Raw genomic sequence first — 21,247 nt, 5'->3', positions numbered from 1 at the left:
TGAGTTGAAGCTCGGCCTTATCTTCGCAGCGTGACAGATTTGCTGGCGGTTGGGACCTCTTTGAACGCCCGGCAAATTCGATGGGCTGACGTCAGGCCGCCAACCGCTGGCGGGCCTGCACCAGGGTGCTGCGGACCTGCGCCAGTTCGGCGGCGCGTCGGGCCGGGGTGTGGGTTTCCATGACGTAGCGCTGGCCGGCTCGCGCCAGGGTCGCCCGTTCTTGCGGGTTGCGGATCAGCTGGTCCATGGCCTGGGCCAGGCTCTGCGGCGTGACCGCATCGACATAGAGGGCGTGCTCGCCGCTGGCCTCGCGCAGTCCGCCGCGACCCGACGAGATCAGAGCCGCGCCCGCCGCATGGGCCTCGACCGCCGTCAGGCCGAACGCCTCCGCCCAGACCGAGGGGGTGACGGCGATGGCCGCCGACTGCATCTGTTCGCGGACGTCGGCCAAGGGAGCGGACCGAAGGACCGTGACGCGGGCGCCGTAGCGGTCCAGCGGGGCGATATGGGGCGCGGCCCATTCGGCGTGCCTGTCCCAGTCGTTCAGCATCAGCACGGCGCGCCAGTCGGGGTGGGCGTCCAGTACCTGGGGCAGGGCGGCGCACAGCACGTCCAGACCCTTTTCCGGCATGGCGCGACCGGCGAAGGCGATGACCGGCTGACGATCCTCGACCGGGGCGAACCAGGATGCGGCGTCGATGGCGTTGGGCACGGCGTAGGCGCGGTCGGCGAAGCGGGGATAGGCGCGCCCGAAAGCTAGCCGCTCGGCCTCGCTGACGAAGACGATGCCGTCCATGCGGGCGTAACGCGAGGCGTAACGCCAGCGGTCCAGCGCATGTCTGGCCGGCTTGAACGCGTTGTGCCGATACAGAAGATGGGCGGCGTCGGGGAAGCGGGACGAGACGGCCAGGGCCTGTTTCACATGCTGGTGGTATTCGATCAGGTCCGGCTGGAACGCCTGTAGCGCGGAGATCAGCGCGCGCTCGCGGTCGCGGCCCGGCAGGGCGACGACGCCCGGCGCCTTGTGGTCGTCGGCCCCCTCGCAGCAGAAGATCTGCGTCTCGTCGGGCCCGTTCGAGACCGCAAGCGTGCGCACGACCGTCTCCATCGAATTGGGTCGAGCTTCCGAGAAGAGGCAGCCTGGAGGCAGCAGGACGGCGATGCGCAAGGTGTCATCCGAAGAGGCGTTGTCGCGGCCTATAGGCGGTTTGGCGTCCGGCCGCGACGGTCTTGTTCACGTCAGGGGCGACGCCGCGCCCTTAGCCGCAATCGCATCGGCTCGCGGCTGCGCAGGGTGATCTGGTGGACGGGGCGGGGCTCGATGGTGGTCAGGGGCTCGACTTCGCCGGCGCGCAGGATGGCGGCGAGAGCGATCATCGCCTCCTGAACGGCGAAGGCGGCGCCGATGCAGACGCGGGGGCCGGCGCTGAAGGGGATGTAGGCGTAACGGTCGATGGATTTGCGATTCTGGGGCAGGAAACGTTCCGGCTTGAAGGCGTCGGGGTCGTCCCACAGCAGGCTGTGGCGTTGCAGGATCCACGGCGAGATGATGACGGTGGCGCCGGCCTTGATCGGCTGGCCGCCGATCTCGTCGTCGGCCAGGGCCTTGCGGGCCATGGTCGGGGCGGGCGGGAACAGGCGCATGGTCTCGTCCAGCACGGCGCGGGTCCAGGGCAGGGCGTCGGCCCATTTGGGATCGGAGACGTCGAAGGCGTCGGCTTCGGCTTGAAGCTGGGCCAGGTATTCGGGCTGGCGCGACAGCAGGTGCAGGGTCCAGCCCAGGGCGCGGGCGGTGGTCTCGTGACCCGCCAGGATGAAGGTCAGGATGTTGGCGGCGACCTCTTCGTCGCTCAGGCCGGGACCGCCGTTCTCGTCGCGGGCCAGCAGAAGCGCGCTGAGCAGGTCGTCGGGCGGGGCGTCGCCAGCTTCGATGCCACTCTCGATTTGGGTGCGGCGGGCCTCGACCAGTGTGGTGACGCGCTGTTCGAAGAAGCGGGCCGAGCGGAAGCTGGCCAGGCGGCCCAGACGCGGCGCCCAGTCCGGGGCGCCCAGCACGTCGAGCGGATCGATGCGGGCGCCGTTGGCCAGGAACTGGTTCAGGGCGCGCTCGAACCCGCGCGCCTCGCCGCCCAACTCGTCGGAGAACATGGTGGCCGACAGGATGTCGAAGGTCAGGCCGGACATCTCGCTATCGATATCCAGCACCCGTCCGCGCGCGGACAGGGACCAGCCGGCGACGCGGGCCTGGCAGACCTCGGCCATGCGGGCGTTCAGGGTGGCCATTTTCGCGGGGGTGAAGAGCGGGGCCAGGATGCGGCGGGCGCGGCGCCAGGTGTCGCCCTCGGTCAGCAGCAGGCCTTCGGCCAGCATGGGGCCGAGGACGCGGCGTTGCAGGTCGCCCTTCACATAGTTGGCGGCGTTCTCGGTCAGGACGTGGCGGACGCCCTCGGGGTGGCTGACCACCAGGATTTCGCCGAAGGCGCTGTTGCCGTGCAGTTGCGGCTCGGTGAAATGTCGCTGCGACCACATCTGGATCGGATCGCGCCAGCTGATCCACAGGAAGGGCAGCAGCGACAGGGGCTTGCCCGTCCGTCGGGGCGGTATGGCGGGGCGGAAGATGGTGTCGGCCGTCGTCGCGTCCATAGGACCGTCCCTTAAGCAAGTCGCCGGCTCAGCCGGGCGCATCGTCCCTGAAACGTTCGATCTGCTGCATGCGTTCATGCAGGACCTTGGACCAGCGCGATGTCAACGCGACGGCCGCGCCCTGCCGATGGCGCCGAGCAGCCGCGCCATGTCTTCAGCGGCCAAATCCTTCGCGCGTTGGCTTGGGGGTGCGGGCTTCGAAACAGGGGCCGTCGCCGCTGCGGGAGCCGTTTGAGAGGCTCTCTTCTTTTCGCGTCGCTCGAACAGAAAGCGTTGAAGACCCCAGACAAGGTGCGGCGTCCACGGCTGGCCGCATGCGGTTGTCTTCCCCGACTTGTTCAGCAGGCCGGCGACCTCGTTGGGTCGGGTGAAGCCGCCCTTGAAACAGGCGCGGAGCAGAGGGTCGAGCTCGTCCAGGAACGCCTCCTTGGAGCGATCGCGAAAGGCGAAATGCTTCAGCTCGTCTCTGGTGATCTGTGACGGCTGGGACGACGGGCGTCCGGCAGGCCGTTCCGGCTTCTGCGCCCGCGAGCGCCCAGTCGGCGCCGCCTTGGCCTTGGAGGGACCCGCCCGTTTTCCACCGCCGAGATAGGGACCCTTGCTCATCCTCAGTTGGCCGGAGGGGAGGTCGGCGCCCAGGCCTTCATTTCGGCGATCTCGCGCGTCTGGGTATCGACGACGCTCTGGGCCATGCGGCGGATTTCGGGGTCGCGGCTGTCGCGCAAGGCGACTTCGGCCATGGCGACGGCGCCTTCGTGGTGGGCGATCATCTTGGCGACATAGGCCTGATCGACCGTCTGGCCGGATGCGGCGGCCATCTTCTCGTGCATCTCGGCTTCGGACGCGGCGAAGGCCTGATCGCCGGGCGTAGGGCCGGACTTGGCGTGACCGGCGTGGCCGGCGGCCTGGGTCTCGGCCGTGGTGCGGGTCGCTGCCGCATGGTTGGCGGCCGATGTGTCGCGCAGCGCCTGCTGCACCGGGTCGCCGCCGCCGTCGCAGGCGGCCAGCAGACCGAGCAGAGCGAGCGGTGCGAGAACGCGGATCATGCGGCGTCGCCCAGCCAGCCCGGCATCCAGCCTTCGTGCCATTCGCGAAGGTGGGCGACGGGGATGCTGAACAGTTCGCCCTTGTCGCCCTTGTCGCCCTTGGAGCCGAAGGCGTCGCCGCCGGCGTGGCCGACGACCGAGGCGTGCAGGCCGGCGGCCTGGGCCTTGGCGATCAGGGCGTCGGCGTCGGGCACGGCGACCAGATAACGGGCCTGGTCCTCGCCGAACAGGAAGATATGGGCGTGCGTCGCGCTGGAGGCGTCCAGGGTCACGCCGACGTCGGAAGCCAGGGCCAGGTCGGCGGCGGCGCCGATCAGGCCGCCGTCGGACAAGTCGTGGACCACGGTCAGGTCGCCGGCCTCGATCAGGTCGCGCACGAAGTCGCCGGTCTTCTTTTCCAGCTTCAGGTCGACGGGGGGCGGGGCGCCGTCCTGGCGGCCCAGCACTTCGCGCAGATAGATGGAGGCGCCCAGTTCGCCGACGGTCTGGCCGATCAGGACCAGCGTATCGCCCGCCGCCATGGTCGAGAAGTTGGTCACGACATCATAGTTGGGCAGCAGGCCCACGGCGCCGACGGTCGGGGTCGGCGGAATGGCGACGCCGTTGGTCTCATTATACAGGCTGACGTTGCCCGAAACGACCGGGAAGACCAGTTCGCGGCAGGCCTCGGCCATGCCGTCGATGGCGCGGACGATCTGGCCCATGATCTCGGGGCGCTGCGGGTTGCCGAAGTTCAGATTGTCGGTGATGGCGATGGGACGCGAGCCGACGGCGGTCAGGTTGCGCCAGGCCTCGGCCACGGCCTGTTTACCGCCCTCGTAGGGGTCGTTCTGGACATAGCGGGGGGTGCAGTCGCTGGTCACGGCCAGACCCTTGTCCGTGCCGTGGACGCGGACCACGCCGGCGTCGGCGCCCGTGGCCGAGTCCTGAAGCGTGTCGGCCATAACGTGGCGGTCATACTGTTCCCAGATCCAGCGCTTGGAGGCCATGTCGGGGCAGGCGATAACCTTCATCACCGCATCGGCCCAGTTCTCGGGCGCGGGGACGTCGGAAGGGTTCAGCCTGGGCTGAAGCTCAGGCTGAACCCAGGGGCGGTCGTACAGGGGCGCGTCGTCGAACAGGGGCGCCAGGGGTACGTCGCAGACGGTCTCGCCGCGATGCTTAAGCACCAGACGGCCGGTGTCGGTGGTGACGCCGATGGTGGCGGCGTCCAGGCCCCATTTCTTAAAGATGCGTTCGCCGTCGGCCTCGCGGCCGGGCTTGAGGACCGCCAGCATCCGCTCCTGGCTTTCCGACAGCATCATTTCATAGGCGGTCATGCCCTCTTCGCGCTGGGGCACGGCGTCCATGTTCAGCTCGATGCCGACGCCGCCCTTGCCGGCCATTTCGACCGAGGAGGAGGTCAGGCCGGCCGCGCCCATGTCCTGGATGGCGGCGACGGCGCCCGAGGCCATCAGTTCGAGGGTGGCCTCGATCAGCAGTTTCTCGGCGAAGGGGTCGCCGACCTGGACGGTGGGGCGTTTCGATTCCGACTCGTCGTCGAACTCGGCCGAGGACATGGTCGCGCCGTGGATGCCGTCGCGGCCGGTCTTGGACCCGAAATAGACCACCGACAGGCCCGCCGAGGGGGCGGCCGAATAGAAGATGCTGTCCGACTTGGCCAGGCCCACGCACATGGCGTTGACCAGGATGTTGCCGTTGTAGCCGGCGTGGAAGTTGGTCTCGCCCGCCACGGTCGGCACGCCGACGCAGTTGCCGTAGCCGCCGATGCCGGAGACGACGCCCTTGACCAGGCGTTTGGTCTTTTCGTGCGACGGATCGCCGAAGCGCAGGGCGTTCAGCAGGGCCACCGGGCGCGCGCCCATGGTGAAGACGTCGCGCATGATGCCGCCCACGCCCGTCGCCGCGCCCTGATAGGGTTCGATGTAGGAGGGGTGGTTGTGGCTCTCCATCTTGAAGATGCAGGCGTCGCCGTCGTCGATGTCGATCACCCCGGCGTTCTCGCCCGGCCCGCAGATGACCCGCTCGCCGGTGGTCGGGAACTTGCCCAGGTGGATCTTGGACGATTTGTACGAGCAGTGCTCGGACCACATGACCGAGAAGACGCCCAGTTCGACATGGTTGGGCTCTCGGCCCAGCCGGTCTAGGACGACCTGATATTCGTTCGGGGCCAGGCCGTATTCGGCGGCCAGTTCGGCCATCGTTTTGACGGGGGTCTTTTCAGGAGCGCTCATGGGCGGCGCTTCTAGCCGCAGATGGGCCAAATGTCAGCCCGCCCGGCGCAAGATCGGGGAACATCGAACATCGCGAACGGTTGATTCCGACGACAGCCACAGGAGCCGCCATGACCGACACCCCCATCGACCCCGCCGCAACAGCCGAAGACGACGACCTGCCCGAGATCGCCGCCGACGACGCCGGCGCCTCCGCCTTGGCCGAAAAGGCCCAGAAACAGGCCGACGACACCGAGGAGGACGCGGCATGAGCAAACCCCACACCGACCGCATCACGCCGGCCTCGGGCCAGCAGATGGACCGTTCGAACGATCCTGAAACGACCGCAGAGATGGACGCCGCCGCGCCAGAGGCCGCAATGGCCAGCCGTCGTCAGCGTCTGACGGGTTCGGCGGTCGGGGTCGGCAGCGTCGGTTTCGATGAAAGCGGCGCCTTCGACGTCGGCGCCGACGATCACGACCCTCAGGACGACGCCGTCACCGATACGCCGAAACCGTGAGCCTTAGCGGGCGCGTTCGACGCCCGGCCGCAGGCGGAAGGTCAGCAGCAGTCCGCCGACCAGCAGGACGATGGCGCCGGCCAGGGCGGTGAAGGCGACAGCGGGCTTGTCCGCCTGTTCGGCGACGAAGGCGCCCAGCAGGCCCCAGGCGGTCGGCAGCGGATAGGCCATCGTCCGCAGAACCGCCGTCGCCCCCAGGGCGACGACCACGACCGCCACGATGGCGACGATGGCCCACAGGCTGGGCGACAGGGCGGCGGGCAGGGCGTCGAAGGCCGTCACCGTCGTGATCAGGTTCAGCGGCGCAGCCACCGTCAGCCAGCCGGCCAGGGCCGCCAGGGGCCAGACCAGCAGGATGCGCTCACGATCCATCAGCCGCAGCGCGCGGATATGGCCAGAGACGGCCAGCAACGGCAGCAGCAGGGCGATCAGCGAGGCGAAGATCACGGCCACGCTGGCGGCCTTCAGGTTCATGGCCGCCACGATGATCCAGAAGCCGATGCCGAAGAAGGCGACGGCGGACGGCAGGCCCATCCGGTTAAGCAGCGGGCTCTCGCCGGTCTGAGGCAGGGCCTGACGGATCGCATAGGCCAGGATGCCGACATAGATCAGACCCCAGATCGAGAAGGCGTATCCGGCGACGCGCAGGGTGGTGTTGCCGTCTGCGGCGAACTCAGCCTGCGTCAGGCCCAGGCCGGCCAGGTTTTGAACCAGGGGCACGACGATGGCGAAGAGGGCGGCGGCCAGGACGACCAGACGACGGGTGCGCTGGCGCGGTGTGGGGCGGATGATGGAGGACATTCGGGTTCCAGTGCGACGCTTGTCGGCCCTTTACGCGCCGGACCGCCAGAAGGTTCATCCATCACGCTATAAAAGTGAAGCTTGCATTGGCTGCCGGCGGCCTCATCCTGCAGGCATGACGATAAAGGTTCGCCTTCTTTGCCTGTGCCTCGTCGCCTTCGCCGCCCTTGCGGTGGCGGGCGAAGGGCGGGCGCAAACCGTCTCGACCCTGACGACGCCGGTGCAGACGGCATGGACCCGCGTCCGTTCCGCCCTGACGCCCGAGCAACAGGCCAATGAGGTGCGGGCTTTCATGGCGGCCCTGTCCTCGGCCAATGGTCGACCGACCCTGCCGCCGCTGGATGCGCGCGACATCGCCTCGGGTCGCGTGGTCTCGCTGGACGACCCCGCCCTGCTGCAGCGCCCACAGGCATACGAGATCACCGTGACCGTCGGCGGCCAGTTCCTGATCTTCCGCCCCCTGTCGCGCGCCAGCCTGGAGCCGTTTTTCGGTCGATAGGAACAATCGCTGCGACCGAACGGTTGTCAGGGTCAGCCTTCAACACAGGAAGACCCCATGGCCGATTCCGACACAGACAACACCACGCCCTCGCTCGAAGAAGAGGTCGAAGCCAACCGGGCCATCGAACAGGGCCTCGGCGTCGGCGCCCGCGAACTGGCCGCCCAGCGCGAGGCCGGCGAAAAGGCGTCAGAAGACGCAGACGAGGACGGCCAGGCCGCCGACCTGTCCGACGGTCGGTCTCAGATCAAGGACATCTGAGACGGCCGTCAGGCTCCATCTTCAAGTTGACGGCGAAGCGGATAATGCAGCCGCCGAGAGGCGTCCTCGCTGAGTCTGCCAGCTGCCGTTGCCGTCAAGCCGCCGCGTAGATGCTTTGGAACAGCGTCGCGCCGTCGGCCGAGCCCAGTTCGGCCTCGAAGGCGCGGTCGGGGTGGGGCATCATGCCCAGCACATTGCCGCGTGCGTTCTGGATGCCCGCGATGTCGTTGACCGAGCCGTTGGGGTTGTCGACGTAGCGGAAGACCACCTGGCCCTCGCCCTCGATCCGGGCCAGGGTCTCGGCGTCGGCGAAGAAGTTTCCGTCGCCGTTGCCCTGGGTCATGGTCACTTCGGATTGGCCCTGATAGCCGGCGGTGAAGCGCGTCTGGCCGTTGGCGACGGTCAGGGCGATGGGCTTGCAGACGTATTTCAGACCCTTGTTGCGCAGTAGGGCGCCCGGCAGCATGCCGGCCTCGCACAGGATCTGGAAGCCGTTGCAGATGCCGACCACGGCGACGCCATTGTCAGCAGCTTGCTTGACCGCCTGCATCACCGGCGACTGGGCCGCCATGGCGCCGCAGCGCAGATAGTCGCCATAGGAAAAGCCGCCGGGAATGACGATCAGGTCCAGGCCCTTGGGCAGTTCTGTTTCGGCATGCCACACCATGGAGACGGGCTCGCTGGTGGAGCGTTCGACGGCGACCTTGCAGTCGCGATCACAGTTGGAACCGGGGAAGACGATGACGGCTGCGCTCATGGCGCGGCCCTTTAGCAGGGTTCTTTTGGCTTGTCAGGCCGTCACGCGCGACCGACCCGTCAGCCAGGCGACCAGGAAGATAGCGAACCCGCCCAACGACAGGCCGACGCCGACGCAGGCGGTCGAGGTCCAGCCGTAACCGGCGGCGATGGCCATGCCGCCCAGCAGCGGGCCGATGGCGTTGGCGGTGTTGAAGGCCGAATGGTTCAGCGCCGCCGCCAGGGTCTGGGCGTCGCCGGCGACATCCATCAGCCGCGTCTGCAAAACCGAGCCCAGGCCGCCGCCGCCGCCGATCAGGAAGACGACGCCCATCACGGCCCACAGGTTGGACGCCGCCATGGGATACAGCGCCAGAGCCGCCGCGCTCCACAGCAACAGGCCGCCGGCCGCCTTGAACCCCACATGGTCGGCCGCCCAGGCGCCCAAAATATTGCCCAGGAACATGCCGACCCCGAAGACGGCGAACACCCAGGGCAGGACCTCGGCCCCCACGCCCGTCACCGCCTGCAGCGTCGAGGCCAGATAGGCATAGACCGCGAACATGCCGCCGAAGCCGACGGCGCCGACGCCCAGCGTCAGCCAGACTTGGCTCCGCTTCAAGGCGCCCAGTTCCCGCCAGGGACTGGCGTCGGGGTGGGCCGGATCGCGCGGTGCAAACAGGGCGACCAGGGCCATGGTGATCACGGCCAGCACACCCACGATGGCGAAGGTCCAGCGCCAGCCATAGGCATGGCTGATGATGTTGACGACGGGCACGCCCAGCACCGTCCCGACGGTCAGTCCCATCAGGATGGTCGAGACCGCCCGAGTGCGGAAATGCAGCGGCACGATGGAGGCCGCGACCAGGGCCGCCACCCCGAAATAGGCCCCGTGCGGCAGGCCGCTGAGGAAACGAAACACCAGCATCCAGCCATAGGTGGGCGCCAGGGCGCTGAGCACATTGCCGATGGCGAACAGGGCCATGAAGCCGATCAGCAGATGCCAGCGCGGCAGCCGCGCCCCCAGCACCGCCAGGATCGGCGCCCCCACCACCACGCCGGCGGCATAGGCGCTGATGACATGGCCGGCGGTCGGCGCATCGACACCCAGGCCGGCGGCGAAGTCGGGCAGGATGCTCATGGCCGCGAACTCGGTCACGCCGATGGCGAAACCGCCCATGGCCAGGGCGATCAGCACGAGGGCGACCGCCCCGCGCGAGCGGACGGGAAGGGCGGGGTCGAGGGCGGCGTCTGTCATGTTGCGCTGCAAACTAATCAGCGTTCATGACACGACAAGGGCGACGCCGCCCGACACCGATCACGCTTTGTTTTCGTAGGTCGCGGTGATCGAGGCCTTGGCCAGGGTGTGGAAGTGCAGGTTGAAGCCGAACACGGCGCCCGAGTTGTCGGCCGTGACGTCCAGGCTTTCCACATCCACGGCGAAGACGGTGAAGATGTAGCGGTGCGGACCATGGCCAGGAGGCGGGGCGGCGGCGCCGAAGCCGGCCTGGCCGAAGTCGGTGCGGCCCTGGATGGCGCTGTGCGGCAGATGCCCACCGGACGATCCGGCTCCCGCCTCCAGCTCGGTCACATCGGCGGGGAGGTTGGCGACGGTCCAGTGCCAGAAACCCGAGCCGGTCGGCGCGTCGGGATCGTAGCAGGTGATCGCATAGCTCTTTGTCCCCTCCGGCGCGCCGGACCAGGCGAGGTGCGGCGACTGGTTGCCCTTGGCGTGAACCTGGGCGTCCGGCAGCACGCCGCCGTCCTGAATATCGGTGGAGGTGAGGGTGAAGGTCATCTGAGGCGCTTTCTCGGCAATGCAGAAATCAGGCGGCGGACAGGAGGCGCGCTTTCACGCCGCTGCGATCCAAGAGCCGCACCGCCTGAACGTCGAACGAGACGAAGGTTTCCCCGCCCAGCCATTGGCCGTCATGGGCGATTACGCCGTCCGCGAAATCGCCGCCCGCTTCCAGCACAGCGAGACCGGCCTCTGCCGCGGGGCGATCCACCGAAACATTGCGCATGTCCAGCAAGCGGCGAATGGCGGTGGCGATGTCCTCGCGAGAGGCGCGATAACCCCGCGCCAGAACCCAGGCGAACTCGCACAGGGATTGGGTGCTGACCGCGACCCGATCTGCGGTCTCCAGGGCCTCGACCGCCAGACGCTGCTGATCTTCGTCGTCGCCGACGACGGCCCGCAACAGGACATTGGTGTCGGCGGTGATGTTCACGGCTTCTCGGGGTCCGCGCCGGCCTGCGCGGTCAGGGCGCCGATCTCTTCGATCGACAGGCGCGCGCCGTTTGTCCGGCCCTTCAGGAACCCGGATAGATCGGACCAGGAGCCCTTCATCTGTTCGGCGCTGAGCTCCGCGCGGCCGTCAGGTAGCAGATCCAGACGGATCTTTTGCCCTGGCTGTATGCCGAGATGCTGCAACACCTCCTTGCGGAAGGTGACCTGGCCTCGGCTCGTGACGGTCAGCGTGGTCATTTTGTCAATGTAATGCGATCATGCATTACATTCAACGGTCGGAGTCAGGCCGCCTCGATGCGGTAGCTTTCGATCACCGTATTGGCGAGCAGTTGCTCGCACATCTTTTTGGCTTCGCCTTGCGGGTCTTCGGCGCCGGCGAGGTCGAACTCGATCAGCTTGCCGACGCGAGCGTTCGAGACGCCCGACCAGCCCAGGCCTTGCAGGGCGCCTTCGACGGCCTTGCCCTGGACGTCCAGGACGCCGGGCTTGAGGAAGACGTGAACCTTGACCTTAGCCATTAATGCAGCCCTCCCTGGATCACCGTCGGCATGCCCTTCATGATGCCCAGGCGACGCGCGACTTCGGTGTAGCTTTCGATGACATTGCCCAGGTCGCGGCGGAAGCGATCCTTGTCCAGCTTCTCGCCGGTGGTGGTGTCCCACAGGCGGCAGCTGTCGGGGCTGATTTCGTCGGCCAGCAGAACGCGGCTGAAGTCGTTTTCCCAAACGCGGCCGAACTCGATCTTGAAATCGACCAGGGTGATGCCGACTGCGCTGAACATGCCCGACAGATAGTCGTTCACGCGCACCGTCATGGCCAGCATGTCGTCCAGCTCCTGGGTCGAGGCCCAGTTGAAGGCGGTGATGTGCTCCTCGGTGACCATCGGGTCGTTGAGCTCGTCCTTCTTGTAGTAGAATTCGATGATCGAGCGGGGCAGGGGCGTGCCTTCCTCGATGCCCAGGCGCTGGCTCATGGAGCCGGCGACGATGTTGCGGCAGACGACTTCCAGCGGGATGATCTCGACTTCGCGGATCAGCTGTTCGCGCAGGTTCAGGCGTTTGATGAAGTGGTTGGTCACGCCGATGCCGTTCAGGCGCGACATGATGAATTCGCTGATCTGATTGTTGACCACGCCCTTGCCTTCGAGGACGGCCTTCTTCTGCGCGTTGAACGCAGTGGCGTCGTCCTTGAAATACTGGATCAGGGTGCCGGGCTCGGGTCCTTCGTACAGGATCTTGGCCTTGCCTTCGTAGATCTTCTTGCGCTTGCTGTTCATGGTCCGGTCCCGGCTTACGGGCGCCCTCCAGAAACAAAAATCGCGCGGCCATTTTTGGATGGGGAAGACCCGGTCCTGGCGGCGCGTTTCGGAATCGTTCGGGCAGTCAATCTCGTTCGGCGTCTCCTTAGCCGAAGGCGGCCCCCGATACAAATGAGGATGGCGACGGATGGAATGGTTGGGGACAGGACGCCTGCGCGACTGAAGTCAGGTTGCGTTCATGGACGGGCGGTCTATAGACGGCGCTTGCCCCGACGTTAGCGGGGTGGACGGAGCTTTGCTGAGCGAAATGACGACCTTCGACGATCGGGAAAAGGCCTTCGAGGCTAAATACGCCCTCGATCAGGAGCAGGAATTCAAGGCCATCGCCCGGCGCAACCGGATGCTGGGCCTTTGGGCTGCCGAAAAGATGGGCCTGTCGAGCGAGAGCGCGGATCAGTACGCCGCCGCCGTCGTGCGCGCCGATTTCGAGCAGCCGGGCGACGAGGACGTGTTCCGCAAGGTCGCCGGCGACTTCAAGGCCTCGGGCCTGTCTGTGTCGGAAGGCGAGATTCGCTCCAAGATCGACGAACTGGCCTCGATCGCCCGCGAAGGCATTCGCGCCGGCGAATAGTTCAGGCCTTCGGGCTGATTACTGAGAATTCGAAAGGGCCGCACCCGGGGGAAAGTGCGGCCCTTTCTTTTTGCCGGGGACGTTGGGGGATGTCTCACCCGGCGTAGTTTGCGTCTCGCGCCCTTGAAGAACACGAGCGCCGAGATTTGGTTTCAGGCGTTTCCGCCCGAAACCAAATTATTTTTTACGGCATCAGAACCGTGTCCACGACGTGGACCACGCCGTTGGATTGACCCACGTCGGCCTGGGTGATCGTGGACGTGCCGCCCTTGGCGTCGGTGATGACCCAGGTGTTGTTCGGGCCGGCCGAAACCTTCAGTTCTTCGCCCTGAACCGTCTTCAGCGTGGCGGTTCCGCCGTTGGCCTGGGCCTGGGCGGCGATGTCGGCGGCCGTCAGGCGACCGGCGACCACGTGATAGGTCAGGATCTTGGTCAGGTCGGCCTTCATCGCCGGCTGCATCAGGCTGGTGCGCGTCGCCTCGGGGATTTTCTCGAAGGCGGCGTTGTCAGGCGCGAAGACGGTGAAGGGACCGGGGCCCTGCAGCGTCTCGACCAGACCGGCGGCGGTCACGGCCGACACCAGGGTGCTGAGGTTCGACGCCTTGGAGGCGTTGGCGACGATGGTCTCGTTGGGGCTCATGGCGGCGCCGCCGACCATCGGATCGGTCGCGGGGGCCATGGCGGCGCCCTCGGCCGGAGCCATGGCGGTCGATTCCGCCGGGGTCGTGGCGGCCGGTTCGTTGTTGCCACAGGCGCCCAGCGCCATCAGCGCGCCGCCGGATACGGCGACAAGCATGAGATTGCGAAGATTGGTCATTGTGTTTCGTTCCCTTTGGGCCGCTCTCAAGGCGGTAACGGGAACGTTACGCGCGAGACCGCACAATGGATGCATGCCGCGCGACAAGACATCGCAGCTTCACCATTCAGTCTTCGAACACCACCGTCTTTGTGCCGTGCAGCAAAACGCGGTCTTCCAGGTGACGACGAACGGCGCGCGCCAGGACGCGGCGCTCGATATCTCTCCCCTTGCGGATCAAATCTTCGGGCGTGTCGCGGTGGCTGATCCGCTCCACGTCCTGTTCGATGATCGGGCCTTCATCCAGATCGGGGGTGACGTAGTGGGCGGTGGCGCCGATCACCTTCACCCCGCGCGCATGGGCCTGGTGATAGGGACGGGCGCCCTTGAAGCCGGGCAGGAAGGAGTGGTGGATGTTGATGCAACGCCCCTCCAACTTGCGACTGAGGTCGTCGGACAGGATCTGCATGTAGCGCGCCAGCACGACCAGCTCGGTTCCCGTCTCCTCGATCAGCCGTAGCAGTTCGGCCTCCTGCGCCGGTTTGTCGGCGGCGCTGACCGGCAGGTGATGGAAGGGCAGGTCGCCCAGGTCGACATGGCCGATCAGTTCGCGCGGGTGGTTCGACACGACCGCCGTCACCTGCATGGGCAGTTCGTCGATGCGCCACCGGTACAGCAGGTCCGCCAGACAATGATCGAACTTGGAGGTCAGGATCATCACCCGGCGCGGCGCGGAACCGCGCAGGGTCCAGTCCATGGCGAACCGCTCGGCCAAGGGTGTGAAGGCTGCGCGGATCGCCGCCTCCGGGTCGCCTTTTGCCGGTTCGAACACCACCCGCATGAAGAAGGTGGCGCTGGAGGCGTCGCCGAACTGTTGCGCGTCGGAGATGTTGGCGTCCCGCTCCAGCAAGAAGGCGGAAACGGCCGCGACGATGCCGTGGCGGTCGGGGCAGGAAAGGGTCAGGATCATCAGGCGGCAGGCTTATCCGGGGAGAAACTTCCCCAGTATGGCCCAGCTGTCCGCCTTTGCCGACAAGGATATTGCATGAGCCGGGCTGGACGACGGCAGATCGACCAGGGCGACGCCCTCCAACTCCCGTAAGATTCGCCGCCCCAGCTTGGCCGCCAGCCCGCCGTTGAAAGCCACGGCCCGCAGGTTCGGCAGGCTTTCGACCAGACCCCGCAGATCGGCCGCCTCGGGCGAGCGGATCGCCGCGTCCAGACTGCCCGACCGTTCCGCCGAGGCGATCACGTCCCACAGACCGACGCCGCGCGCCTTCAACCGTTCGAGGCGCTGTTCATAGGGCAGGTCGGCCAGGTCTTCGCCCAGCACCCCGCCGATCAGGGGCCAGAAGCCGTTGCGCGGATGGGCGTAATAGCGTGCGGCGGCTAGCGAGGCCGCACCCGGCAGGCTTCCAAGGATCACAACCTGGGCATCGGGGGCGACGACGGGTTCAAAGGCGCGCTTTCGCCCGGCGTCGGTCATTTGACCGGCGGGTCGTCGCGCAGCCAGCCGGTGATCGAGCGTCGCTTGCCGCCGGCGTATCCCGCCACCGGCGCGACGGAGTGCATGCGGGGCGTCTTGAACACGGTCCAGACGTTGAAGCCCGGCTTGAGGCCGCGCTCGATGTCGCCGTTCGCATCGTGGAACATCAACTGACCGCCCCAGTCCGAGCGCCAGTCGCGCGACAGGCCCAGCGTATAGGCCGCACGACGCTGACCCTGGTCGGTGTCGTCGTGCAGGGTCAGGAAGTCGCCGGGGCGAAACCAGGTGGCCTGGGCATCGATCTTCGTCAGGGCGGTCTCGCCGGTGACCGCCTTGGCGAACTCGATGAAGGGGGTGTCGTTGAAGAACTGGATCAGGACGTGGGTCGCATGCCCCTGGTCTTGACCCGTCAGGAAAGCCTTGATGACGGGATAGGCCAGATAGACGAAGGAGAAGCCGTCGCGGCCCTTGCGCAGGGCGGCCTGGACGCGCGCGTTCAGTTCGTCCCGGCCCAGCGCCGCCATCTCTTGCGGAGAGATCAACTCCCCGCCCTTCGCCGTGGGCAGCGCCAGACTCCAGGCCGTATCGTGTTCAAGCGCCAGTTCCAGCCATTCGGCGCTGGCCTCGTCCAGCAGATCTGGCACCTGCACCATGCCGTCGCGCGCATAGGCCGCCGCATAGTCGCGGGGATCGAGCCGGGGATTGAGCCGGATCGTGCGCTCGCTCATGGCCTTCAGTCTCCGAACACCCGCTTGAACACCACGTCCACGTTCTTGGTGTGGTAGTCGAGGTCGAACAGGGCTTCGAGCTGTTCCGCAGGCAGAGTGACGCGCGCATCGGCCTTCAGGAAGTCGATGAAGACCCCTTCGCCGCGCCAGACCTTCATGGCGTTCTCCTGCACGGCGGCATAGGCGTCTTCGCGCGAGATGCCGGCCTGGGTCAGGGCCAGCATGACCCGTTGCGAGTGCACCAGACCGCCCAGGCGGTCGATGTTCTTCTGCATGTTCTCAGGGTACACGTTCAGCCGCTCGACCACGTTCGCCAGGCGCTGCAGGGCGAAGTCCAGGTGGATGGTGGCGTCGGGGCCGATGCCGCGCTCGACCGACGAGTGGCTGATGTCGCGCTCATGCCACAGGGCGACGTTCTCCATCGCGGGCGTCACGGCCGAACGGACCAGACGGGCCAGGCCGGTCAGGTTCTCGGTCAGGATCGGGTTGCGCTTGTGCGGCATGGCCGACGAGCCCTTCTGGCCCTTGTCGAAGAATTCCTCAGCTTCCAGCACTTCGGTGCGCTGCAGATGGCGGATCTCGACGGCGAGGCGTTCGACCGACGAGGCCACGACGCCCAGGGCGGCGAAGAAGGCGGCGTGGCGGTCGCGCGGGATGACCTGGGTCGAGACCGGCTCGACCTGCAGGCCCATCTGGTCGGCGACATACTGTTCGACCGCCGGATCGACATTGGCGAAGGTGCCCACGGCGCCCGAGATGGCGCAGGTGGCGATCTCTTCCTTCGCGGTGATCAGGCGGCGTTTGGCGCGCTGGAACTCGGCATGATAGCCGGCCAGCTTCAGGCCGAAGGTCACGGGCTCGGCGTGGATGCCGTGGCTGCGGCCGACGGTCGGGGTGTATTTATGCTCCTTGGCGCGTTTCTCCAGCGCGGCCAGGACGCGGTCGACGCCGTCGATCAGCAGGTCCGACGACCGGGCCAGCTGGACCGCGAAACAGGTGTCCAGCACGTCCGAAGACGTCATGCCCTGGTGCAGGAAGCGGGCTTCCTCACCCACGATTTCCGACACATGGGTCAGGAAGGCGATGACGTCGTGTTTGGTGGTGCGTTCGATCTCGTCGATGCGGTCGGCGTCGAAGGTCGCGTCCTTGCCCTTGGCCCAGATGGCGTCGGCCGCGTCCTGCGGGATGACGCCCAGCTCGGCCATCTTGGTGGCGGCGTGGGCCTCGATCTCGAACCAGATCTTGTACTTGGTCTCTTGCGACCAGATGGCGGCGGCGACGGGGCGGGAATAGCGCGTGATCATGGGCCGGTCGTGTCGGTCTCAAGGGCTTCAGAGTCAAGGTTCGTCGCTTGACTTCCCGCCGGCTTGTCCCAGATATCCGCTCAGAGGACGACCTCTCCCTTCATTGGGCATGACCGCCGGGACGACCCGGCTCGCCATGCAAGGGAGAACGTCATGGCCTGGGTATTCCTTCTTTTCGCCGGCCTGCTCGAAGTCGTCTGGGCCTTTCTGATGAAGGCGTCGGCGGGTTTCACCAAGCCCTGGCCGACCGTCGGCATGCTGGTCTTCATGATCGGATCGTTCGGCCTGCTGTCGATGGCGATGAAGACCCTGCCGCTGGGCACGGCCTACGCCATCTGGACCGGGATCGGGGCGGTGGGCGCCTTCGTGGTCGGAGCGGTCTTCCTGGGCGAGCCGCTGACGCCGCTCAGGATCGCGGGCGTGGTCCTGGTGGCCTCGGGACTGGTTGTGCTGAAGCTGGCGTCCAGCCATTGATGGTCGCCACGTTTCCAAGGTGAGGACGACATGGAACTGGTGATCGGCGACAAGGCCTATTCGACATGGTCGCTGCGACCCTGGTTGGTGCTGAAACACTGCGGCGCGTCGTTCGACGAGATCGTCGTGCCGCTGAACCAGCCCGACACGGGTCGTCGGATTCGTGAGCATTCGCCATCCGGCCTCGTGCCGGTGTTGAAGGTCGACGGCGAGGTGATCTGGGACTCGATGGCCATCGCGGTATGGGCGGCGGAACGCTATCCGGAAGCCCGCCTCTGGCCCGCCGACGCCCATGCACGTTGGCTGGCGCGGTCCGCGGCCTGCGAGATGCACGGGGGTTTCACCGCCTTGCGAACTGCCTGTTCGACCGGACCCGATCACTGGATGGTCGGCCCCAGCCGGGCCCCCGCGCCGCAACATCCGGGATTGGACAAGGATCTGCGCCGCATCGTCGAACTGTGGCGGGGCATGCGGGACCGGTTCGGAGGCGGCGGGCCCTATCTGTTCGGAGAATGGTCTGTGCCGGACGCCTTCTTCACGCCGGTCGCCGCCCGCATTCGCCATTTCCAGCTGGACCTGGCGGCCCACGGCGACGACGGGACGGCCCAGGCCTATGCCGACACCCTGCTGGTCCATCCCGACTTTCGCCAGTGGGAGGCCGACGCCCTGGCTTCGACGGGGGCTTAACGGGCGAAAACCATCCCGGCTGACGCGGCGTTAAGCGGACGCCGTTATCTGTGAGGCATGAAGAGCCCGACCCTGCGGACCGATCCGGCCGAACCCGCCTCGCGCGGCATTCATCCAGTGATGGGCTATGGTCTTGCAGCCCTGATCGGCGCGGCCTTCTGGGCCAGCCTGCTGTTTACGGTCTTCTAGCGCGCGCCGGCGACGGTGGTCGCTTCGGCGATCAGCACCGGCTGGGCCCCCGGCTGTGCCTGGGGCGGAGGCGCGACATAGTCCAGAGCCATGGGCACGGACCGGGCGCCCGAGGCCAGGGCGTCCAGCGTCTTCAGCGGGCCGCCGAACAGGCGCTGATAGATCCAGTAGCTGGCCATGACCTTTTCGACGTAATCGCGCGCCTGGGGCACGTCGATGGTCTCGATCAGCAGCAGGGGATCGGCGTCCGGCCCCAGCTTGCGCACTGCCGACAGCATCGGCCCCGGCCCGGCGTTATAGGAGGCCACGGCCCGCAGCAGGTCGCCCTGGAAGGCCGGCAGGGCCAGCATCCGGTTGATGTAGGTCTGGCCCAGACGCATGTTCACCGCCGGAACCAGCAGCTTTGACGGGTCGGAAACGAAGGTGCGATCCCCCGTCATCTCGGCCGCCGTCGTCGGCATGACCTGCATCAGACCATAGGCGCCGACGCTGGAGCGGGCGTTGGGATTGAAGTCGGTTTCTTTCAGCGCCAGCGCATAGACCAGCGCCTTCTCGATGACGAAACCGCCTTCGGGCGCAAGGTCCGGCATCGGATAGCGCGTGGCGTCGATGCGGGTCGCGTCCGCATTGCCGACGGGCATGATGGCGCGCGCCAGGGCGGTCCACATCTTGGCCGCATCGCCGACGGCGGTGCGCAGGCCGGAACGCAGCTCGGTCTCGGCGTCGGCGCGGCGTCCGACCTCATAGAAGGCGACGGTGCGTTTGGCGCGGGCGTCGGCCTGGACGAAGGCTTCCAGGGCGGTCGGCTCGACGACGGCGCTCTGGGGCACATAGGCGGCGCGGCGCAGGCGCGGCTCGGCCTCATAGGCGCGCGGGCCCATGTTCTCGATCGTCGGTTCCTCGCCCAACTGACGCAGGGCTATCTGACCATAGAAGGTGGCGGGCCACTGGGCCGACAGGCGCAGATAGTCGGTCACCCGATCCTGACGGCCCGACTGGCCGGCCGCGCGCGCGGTCCAGTAGGCGGCGCCGGCGCGGACCCAGGGGTCTTCGGTCGGATCATTGGCCACCCGCTCGAAGGCGGCGAAGGATTCGTGGAACTGGCCCAGCCGCCATTCGGCCAGGCCGACCGTCCACCAGTCGCCGATCTGGCGGCCCATGGCCGAGGCGCCGGTCAGGTCGTCGTTGTTGTAGGCGACGCGCGCCGCCTTCGCCGGATCGTCGACCCCGCCGCCGCCCGAGACAGCCGTCACCAGACTGTTCCAGGTGCGTCCGATCACGCCGCCGGGTCGCACCGGCTCGGGCGCGCCGTCGGGGCGACGACGCAGAGCCAGCGTATAGACGCGGTCCGCGCACGGCAGGTCTGAATAGGTCTCCAGCCAGGCCGTCAGCTCTTCGTAGGTGGCGACGTGGTCGGGGTGGAACAGGCTTTCGAACTCGACCTGACCCAGCAGGACCCGGTCCTGCGCCTGGCGCGCCGAGGCGCGGGCGGTCTCGATGTCGCCGCGCCGCAGGGCGTCGAAGGCGGTGGTGTAGGAGATGCGGTCCGCAGAGCTGAGCGCCGAGAGCCGATTGGAACCGGCGCTCGATTCGGCGGTTGATGCGTAGGGCGTTTCGGCGATGGCCGCGCCCGCCAGGGCGCTGAAGGCGACAGCAAGCGTCGGCGCGAGGAACGCGCGGCGGAACAGAAACATAAGCGGCGGCCCCCTCGTTGGCGACGCGCGTAAGGTACGGGCGCGTGTATGGCGATCGGTCGTCAGCATGCCAGCATGCCGCGATTAGCCTTGTTCTTCAACCGAGTCCGTTTCAAGGCGAACGGCCAGCGACAGCAGGTCGCTCCACACCTGACGCTTGGCCTGGGGCTGACGCAGCAGGAAGGCCGGATGCAGGGTCGGCATGACGGGGGCGGACACCGCGCCCTCCGGCAGACGCCATTCCTTCCAATTGCCGCGCAGCTTCATGATCCCCTCTTCGGCCTGAAGCACGGACTTGGCCGAGGCCGCGCCCAGCAGCAGGACGGCCTTGGGCTGCAACAGGGCGAAGGCGCGTTCGACGAAGGGGGCGCAGACCGCCTGCTCCTGCGGGCTGGGCGTGCGATTGCCGGGCGGGCGCCAGAAGACGGTGTTGGTGATGAAGACCTTGTCGGTCAGGCCCGCCGCCGCCAGCATCCGGTCCAGCAACTGGCCCGCCTTGCCGACGAAGGGCTGGCCGGCCCGGTCCTCGTCCCCGCCGGGGCCTTCGCCGATGATCATGACCGAGGCGTTGGGATTGCCGCGCCCGAACACCGATTGGGTCGCGCCCATGCCGCGCAGGGGGCAACCCTCGAAGGCCGCGACGGCCGCCGCCAGATCCTGAAGCGTCGCCGCGCCCGCCGCCAGTCTTCGCGCCTCGGCGATGGCGTCCTCGGCGTTGGCGCCCGCCAGCGGCATGACGACCGAGGCGGTCGCCTTCTGCACGGCTTTGACCGCCGGCGGCGGGGCCACATGGGTGTGGTCGACGGGCGCATCGCCATAGCAGGCGTCCACCCCCGCATCCCGCCAGAAGGCGAGCAGGCTTTCGACTGCAGCGATGTCATGGGGTTGTGCGTTCATGTCTCGGGCTACCGATAAGCCTTGACCGCCCTCGCGTCACCTTCCGATAAGCGGCATAACCACACAGACAACCGGGATTCAGGGGAAATCATGGCCGAAGAAGCCATCGAAGGCGGCGCGGAGAACGCCCGTCA

The 21,247-nt window shown here is 67.3% G+C and carries 28 protein-coding genes; 8 read left to right on the top strand and 20 right to left on the bottom strand.

The window, feature by feature from the left end; translation table 11 throughout:
- Positions 1–91: 91 nt before the first annotated feature.
- From ACP69V_RS12800 to purL, 5 genes are all read right to left on the bottom strand, one after another.
- Positions 92–1,168, bottom strand: coding sequence for a glycosyltransferase family 4 protein (locus ACP69V_RS12800; protein ID WP_426024222.1), 1,077 nt, complete (start codon positions 1,166–1,168; stop codon positions 92–94).
- A gap of 71 nt (positions 1,169–1,239) precedes the next feature.
- A complete protein-coding gene (locus ACP69V_RS12795) occupies positions 1,240–2,643 on the bottom strand; it encodes a cytochrome P450 (protein ID WP_426024221.1) in 1,404 nt (467 codons plus the stop codon).
- 102 nt (positions 2,644–2,745) lie between these two features.
- A complete protein-coding gene (locus ACP69V_RS12790; protein WP_426024220.1) occupies positions 2,746–3,249 on the bottom strand; it encodes a hypothetical protein in 504 nt (167 codons plus the stop codon).
- A 2-nt stretch (positions 3,250–3,251) separates the two neighbouring features.
- On the bottom strand, positions 3,252–3,689 hold the full coding sequence (locus ACP69V_RS12785; RefSeq protein ID WP_426024219.1) for a DUF305 domain-containing protein: 438 nt from the start codon (positions 3,687–3,689) through the stop codon (positions 3,252–3,254).
- The gene (gene purL / locus ACP69V_RS12780; protein WP_426024218.1) at positions 3,686–5,923 is read right to left on the bottom strand and encodes a phosphoribosylformylglycinamidine synthase subunit PurL; all 2,238 of its coding nucleotides are present in this window, start codon (positions 5,921–5,923) and stop codon (positions 3,686–3,688) included. The genes ACP69V_RS12785 and purL overlap by 4 nt, the downstream gene beginning before the upstream one ends.
- A 110-nt stretch (positions 5,924–6,033) precedes the next feature.
- Between purL and ACP69V_RS12775 the strand changes: the two genes are divergently transcribed.
- Both ACP69V_RS12775 and ACP69V_RS12770 read left to right on the top strand, forming a co-directional pair.
- Positions 6,034–6,174, top strand: coding sequence for a hypothetical protein (locus tag ACP69V_RS12775; protein ID WP_426024217.1), 141 nt, complete (start codon positions 6,034–6,036; stop codon positions 6,172–6,174).
- Complete coding sequence (locus ACP69V_RS12770; protein WP_346494078.1) at positions 6,171–6,422, top strand: Tat pathway signal protein; 252 nt, start codon at positions 6,171–6,173, stop codon at positions 6,420–6,422. Before ACP69V_RS12775 ends, ACP69V_RS12770 begins: the two co-directional genes overlap by 4 nt.
- A 3-nt stretch (positions 6,423–6,425) precedes the next feature.
- Here ACP69V_RS12770 and ACP69V_RS12765 read toward each other — a convergent pair whose 3' ends face one another.
- On the bottom strand, positions 6,426–7,223 hold the full coding sequence (locus ACP69V_RS12765; protein WP_426024216.1) for a hypothetical protein: 798 nt from the start codon (positions 7,221–7,223) through the stop codon (positions 6,426–6,428).
- Between the two features lie 115 nt (positions 7,224–7,338).
- On the opposite strand from ACP69V_RS12765, the gene ACP69V_RS12760 reads away from it, so the two are divergent.
- Complete coding sequence (locus ACP69V_RS12760; RefSeq protein WP_426024215.1) at positions 7,339–7,722, top strand: hypothetical protein; 384 nt, start codon at positions 7,339–7,341, stop codon at positions 7,720–7,722.
- 57 nt (positions 7,723–7,779) lie between these two features.
- Positions 7,780–7,983: a hypothetical protein gene (locus tag ACP69V_RS12755; protein ID WP_426024214.1), complete on the top strand. Its 204-nt coding sequence runs from the start codon at positions 7,780–7,782 to the stop codon at positions 7,981–7,983.
- A gap of 94 nt (positions 7,984–8,077) precedes the next feature.
- Here the strand turns inward: ACP69V_RS12755 and purQ are convergent, their stop codons facing one another.
- The 7 genes from purQ to purC are packed head-to-tail and all read right to left on the bottom strand — an operon-like array spanning position 8,078 to position 12,245.
- Entirely contained in the window at positions 8,078–8,740 is a 663-nt protein-coding gene (gene purQ, locus ACP69V_RS12750) for a phosphoribosylformylglycinamidine synthase subunit PurQ (RefSeq protein ID WP_426024213.1), read from the bottom strand.
- A gap of 33 nt (positions 8,741–8,773) precedes the next feature.
- On the bottom strand, positions 8,774–9,976 hold the full coding sequence (locus ACP69V_RS12745; RefSeq protein ID WP_426024212.1) for an MFS transporter: 1,203 nt from the start codon (positions 9,974–9,976) through the stop codon (positions 8,774–8,776).
- A gap of 60 nt (positions 9,977–10,036) precedes the next feature.
- Positions 10,037–10,516: a YbhB/YbcL family Raf kinase inhibitor-like protein gene (locus ACP69V_RS12740; protein WP_426024211.1), complete on the bottom strand. Its 480-nt coding sequence runs from the start codon at positions 10,514–10,516 to the stop codon at positions 10,037–10,039.
- Positions 10,517–10,544: 28 nt separating this feature from the next.
- Entirely contained in the window at positions 10,545–10,949 is a 405-nt protein-coding gene (locus tag ACP69V_RS12735; protein WP_426024210.1) for a type II toxin-antitoxin system VapC family toxin, read from the bottom strand.
- Positions 10,946–11,206 carry an AbrB/MazE/SpoVT family DNA-binding domain-containing protein gene (locus ACP69V_RS12730; RefSeq protein ID WP_426024209.1) on the bottom strand — a complete coding sequence of 87 codons (261 nt, stop codon included), beginning with the start codon at positions 11,204–11,206 and terminating at the stop codon, positions 10,946–10,948. Before ACP69V_RS12730 ends, ACP69V_RS12735 begins: the two co-directional genes overlap by 4 nt.
- A gap of 44 nt (positions 11,207–11,250) precedes the next feature.
- A complete protein-coding gene (gene purS, locus ACP69V_RS12725) occupies positions 11,251–11,487 on the bottom strand; it encodes a phosphoribosylformylglycinamidine synthase subunit PurS (RefSeq protein WP_066550016.1) in 237 nt (78 codons plus the stop codon).
- A complete protein-coding gene (purC, locus tag ACP69V_RS12720; RefSeq protein WP_135194926.1) occupies positions 11,487–12,245 on the bottom strand; it encodes a phosphoribosylaminoimidazolesuccinocarboxamide synthase in 759 nt (252 codons plus the stop codon). The genes purS and purC overlap by 1 nt, the downstream gene beginning before the upstream one ends.
- 289 nt (positions 12,246–12,534) lie before the next feature.
- On the opposite strand from purC, the gene ACP69V_RS12715 reads away from it, so the two are divergent.
- Positions 12,535–12,858, top strand: coding sequence for a DUF1476 domain-containing protein (locus ACP69V_RS12715; RefSeq protein ID WP_209308033.1), 324 nt, complete (start codon positions 12,535–12,537; stop codon positions 12,856–12,858).
- 184 nt (positions 12,859–13,042) lie between these two features.
- Here the strand turns inward: ACP69V_RS12715 and ACP69V_RS12710 are convergent, their stop codons facing one another.
- The 5 genes from ACP69V_RS12710 to purB all read right to left on the bottom strand — a co-directional run bounded on the left by ACP69V_RS12710 (position 13,043) and on the right by purB (position 17,172).
- Positions 13,043–13,675 (bottom strand): fasciclin domain-containing protein, encoded by a 633-nt coding sequence (locus ACP69V_RS12710; protein WP_135194928.1) that lies wholly within the window; start codon positions 13,673–13,675, stop codon positions 13,043–13,045.
- 106 nt (positions 13,676–13,781) lie between these two features.
- Positions 13,782–14,624 carry a formyltetrahydrofolate deformylase gene (purU, locus tag ACP69V_RS12705; protein ID WP_346494063.1) on the bottom strand — a complete coding sequence of 281 codons (843 nt, stop codon included), beginning with the start codon at positions 14,622–14,624 and terminating at the stop codon, positions 13,782–13,784.
- Positions 14,625–14,636: 12 nt separating this feature from the next.
- Complete coding sequence (locus tag ACP69V_RS12700) at positions 14,637–15,140, bottom strand: DNA-deoxyinosine glycosylase (protein ID WP_426024208.1); 504 nt, start codon at positions 15,138–15,140, stop codon at positions 14,637–14,639.
- A complete protein-coding gene (locus ACP69V_RS12695) occupies positions 15,137–15,868 on the bottom strand; it encodes a 2OG-Fe(II) oxygenase (RefSeq protein WP_426024207.1) in 732 nt (243 codons plus the stop codon). The genes ACP69V_RS12700 and ACP69V_RS12695 overlap by 4 nt, the downstream gene beginning before the upstream one ends.
- A 5-nt stretch (positions 15,869–15,873) precedes the next feature.
- On the bottom strand, positions 15,874–17,172 hold the full coding sequence (gene purB, locus ACP69V_RS12690; RefSeq protein ID WP_426024206.1) for an adenylosuccinate lyase: 1,299 nt from the start codon (positions 17,170–17,172) through the stop codon (positions 15,874–15,876).
- Positions 17,173–17,325: 153 nt separating this feature from the next.
- On the opposite strand from purB, the gene ACP69V_RS12685 reads away from it, so the two are divergent.
- The 3 genes from ACP69V_RS12685 to ACP69V_RS12675 are packed head-to-tail and all read left to right on the top strand — an operon-like array spanning position 17,326 to position 18,522.
- Positions 17,326–17,646 carry a DMT family transporter gene (locus ACP69V_RS12685; RefSeq protein ID WP_425985041.1) on the top strand — a complete coding sequence of 107 codons (321 nt, stop codon included), beginning with the start codon at positions 17,326–17,328 and terminating at the stop codon, positions 17,644–17,646.
- Positions 17,647–17,676: 30 nt separating this feature from the next.
- Positions 17,677–18,333 (top strand): glutathione S-transferase family protein, encoded by a 657-nt coding sequence (locus ACP69V_RS12680; RefSeq protein WP_426024205.1) that lies wholly within the window; start codon positions 17,677–17,679, stop codon positions 18,331–18,333.
- 57 nt (positions 18,334–18,390) lie between these two features.
- Complete coding sequence (locus tag ACP69V_RS12675; RefSeq protein ID WP_426024204.1) at positions 18,391–18,522, top strand: hypothetical protein; 132 nt, start codon at positions 18,391–18,393, stop codon at positions 18,520–18,522.
- Here the strand turns inward: ACP69V_RS12675 and ACP69V_RS12670 are convergent.
- Together ACP69V_RS12670 and ACP69V_RS12665 are read right to left on the bottom strand one after the other, a co-directional pair.
- On the bottom strand, positions 18,519–20,216 hold the full coding sequence (locus ACP69V_RS12670) for a lytic transglycosylase domain-containing protein (protein WP_426024203.1): 1,698 nt from the start codon (positions 20,214–20,216) through the stop codon (positions 18,519–18,521). The genes ACP69V_RS12675 and ACP69V_RS12670 overlap by 4 nt on opposite strands.
- A gap of 84 nt (positions 20,217–20,300) precedes the next feature.
- A complete protein-coding gene (locus ACP69V_RS12665) occupies positions 20,301–21,113 on the bottom strand; it encodes a uracil-DNA glycosylase (protein ID WP_426024202.1) in 813 nt (270 codons plus the stop codon).
- Between the last annotated feature and the right edge of the window lie 134 nt (positions 21,114–21,247).

The organism is Brevundimonas sp. PWP3-1b1 (assembly GCF_049896065.1).
Taxonomy (GTDB): domain Bacteria; phylum Pseudomonadota; class Alphaproteobacteria; order Caulobacterales; family Caulobacteraceae; genus Brevundimonas; species Brevundimonas intermedia_B.
This window is presented reverse-complemented; position numbering and strand designations above follow the sequence as displayed.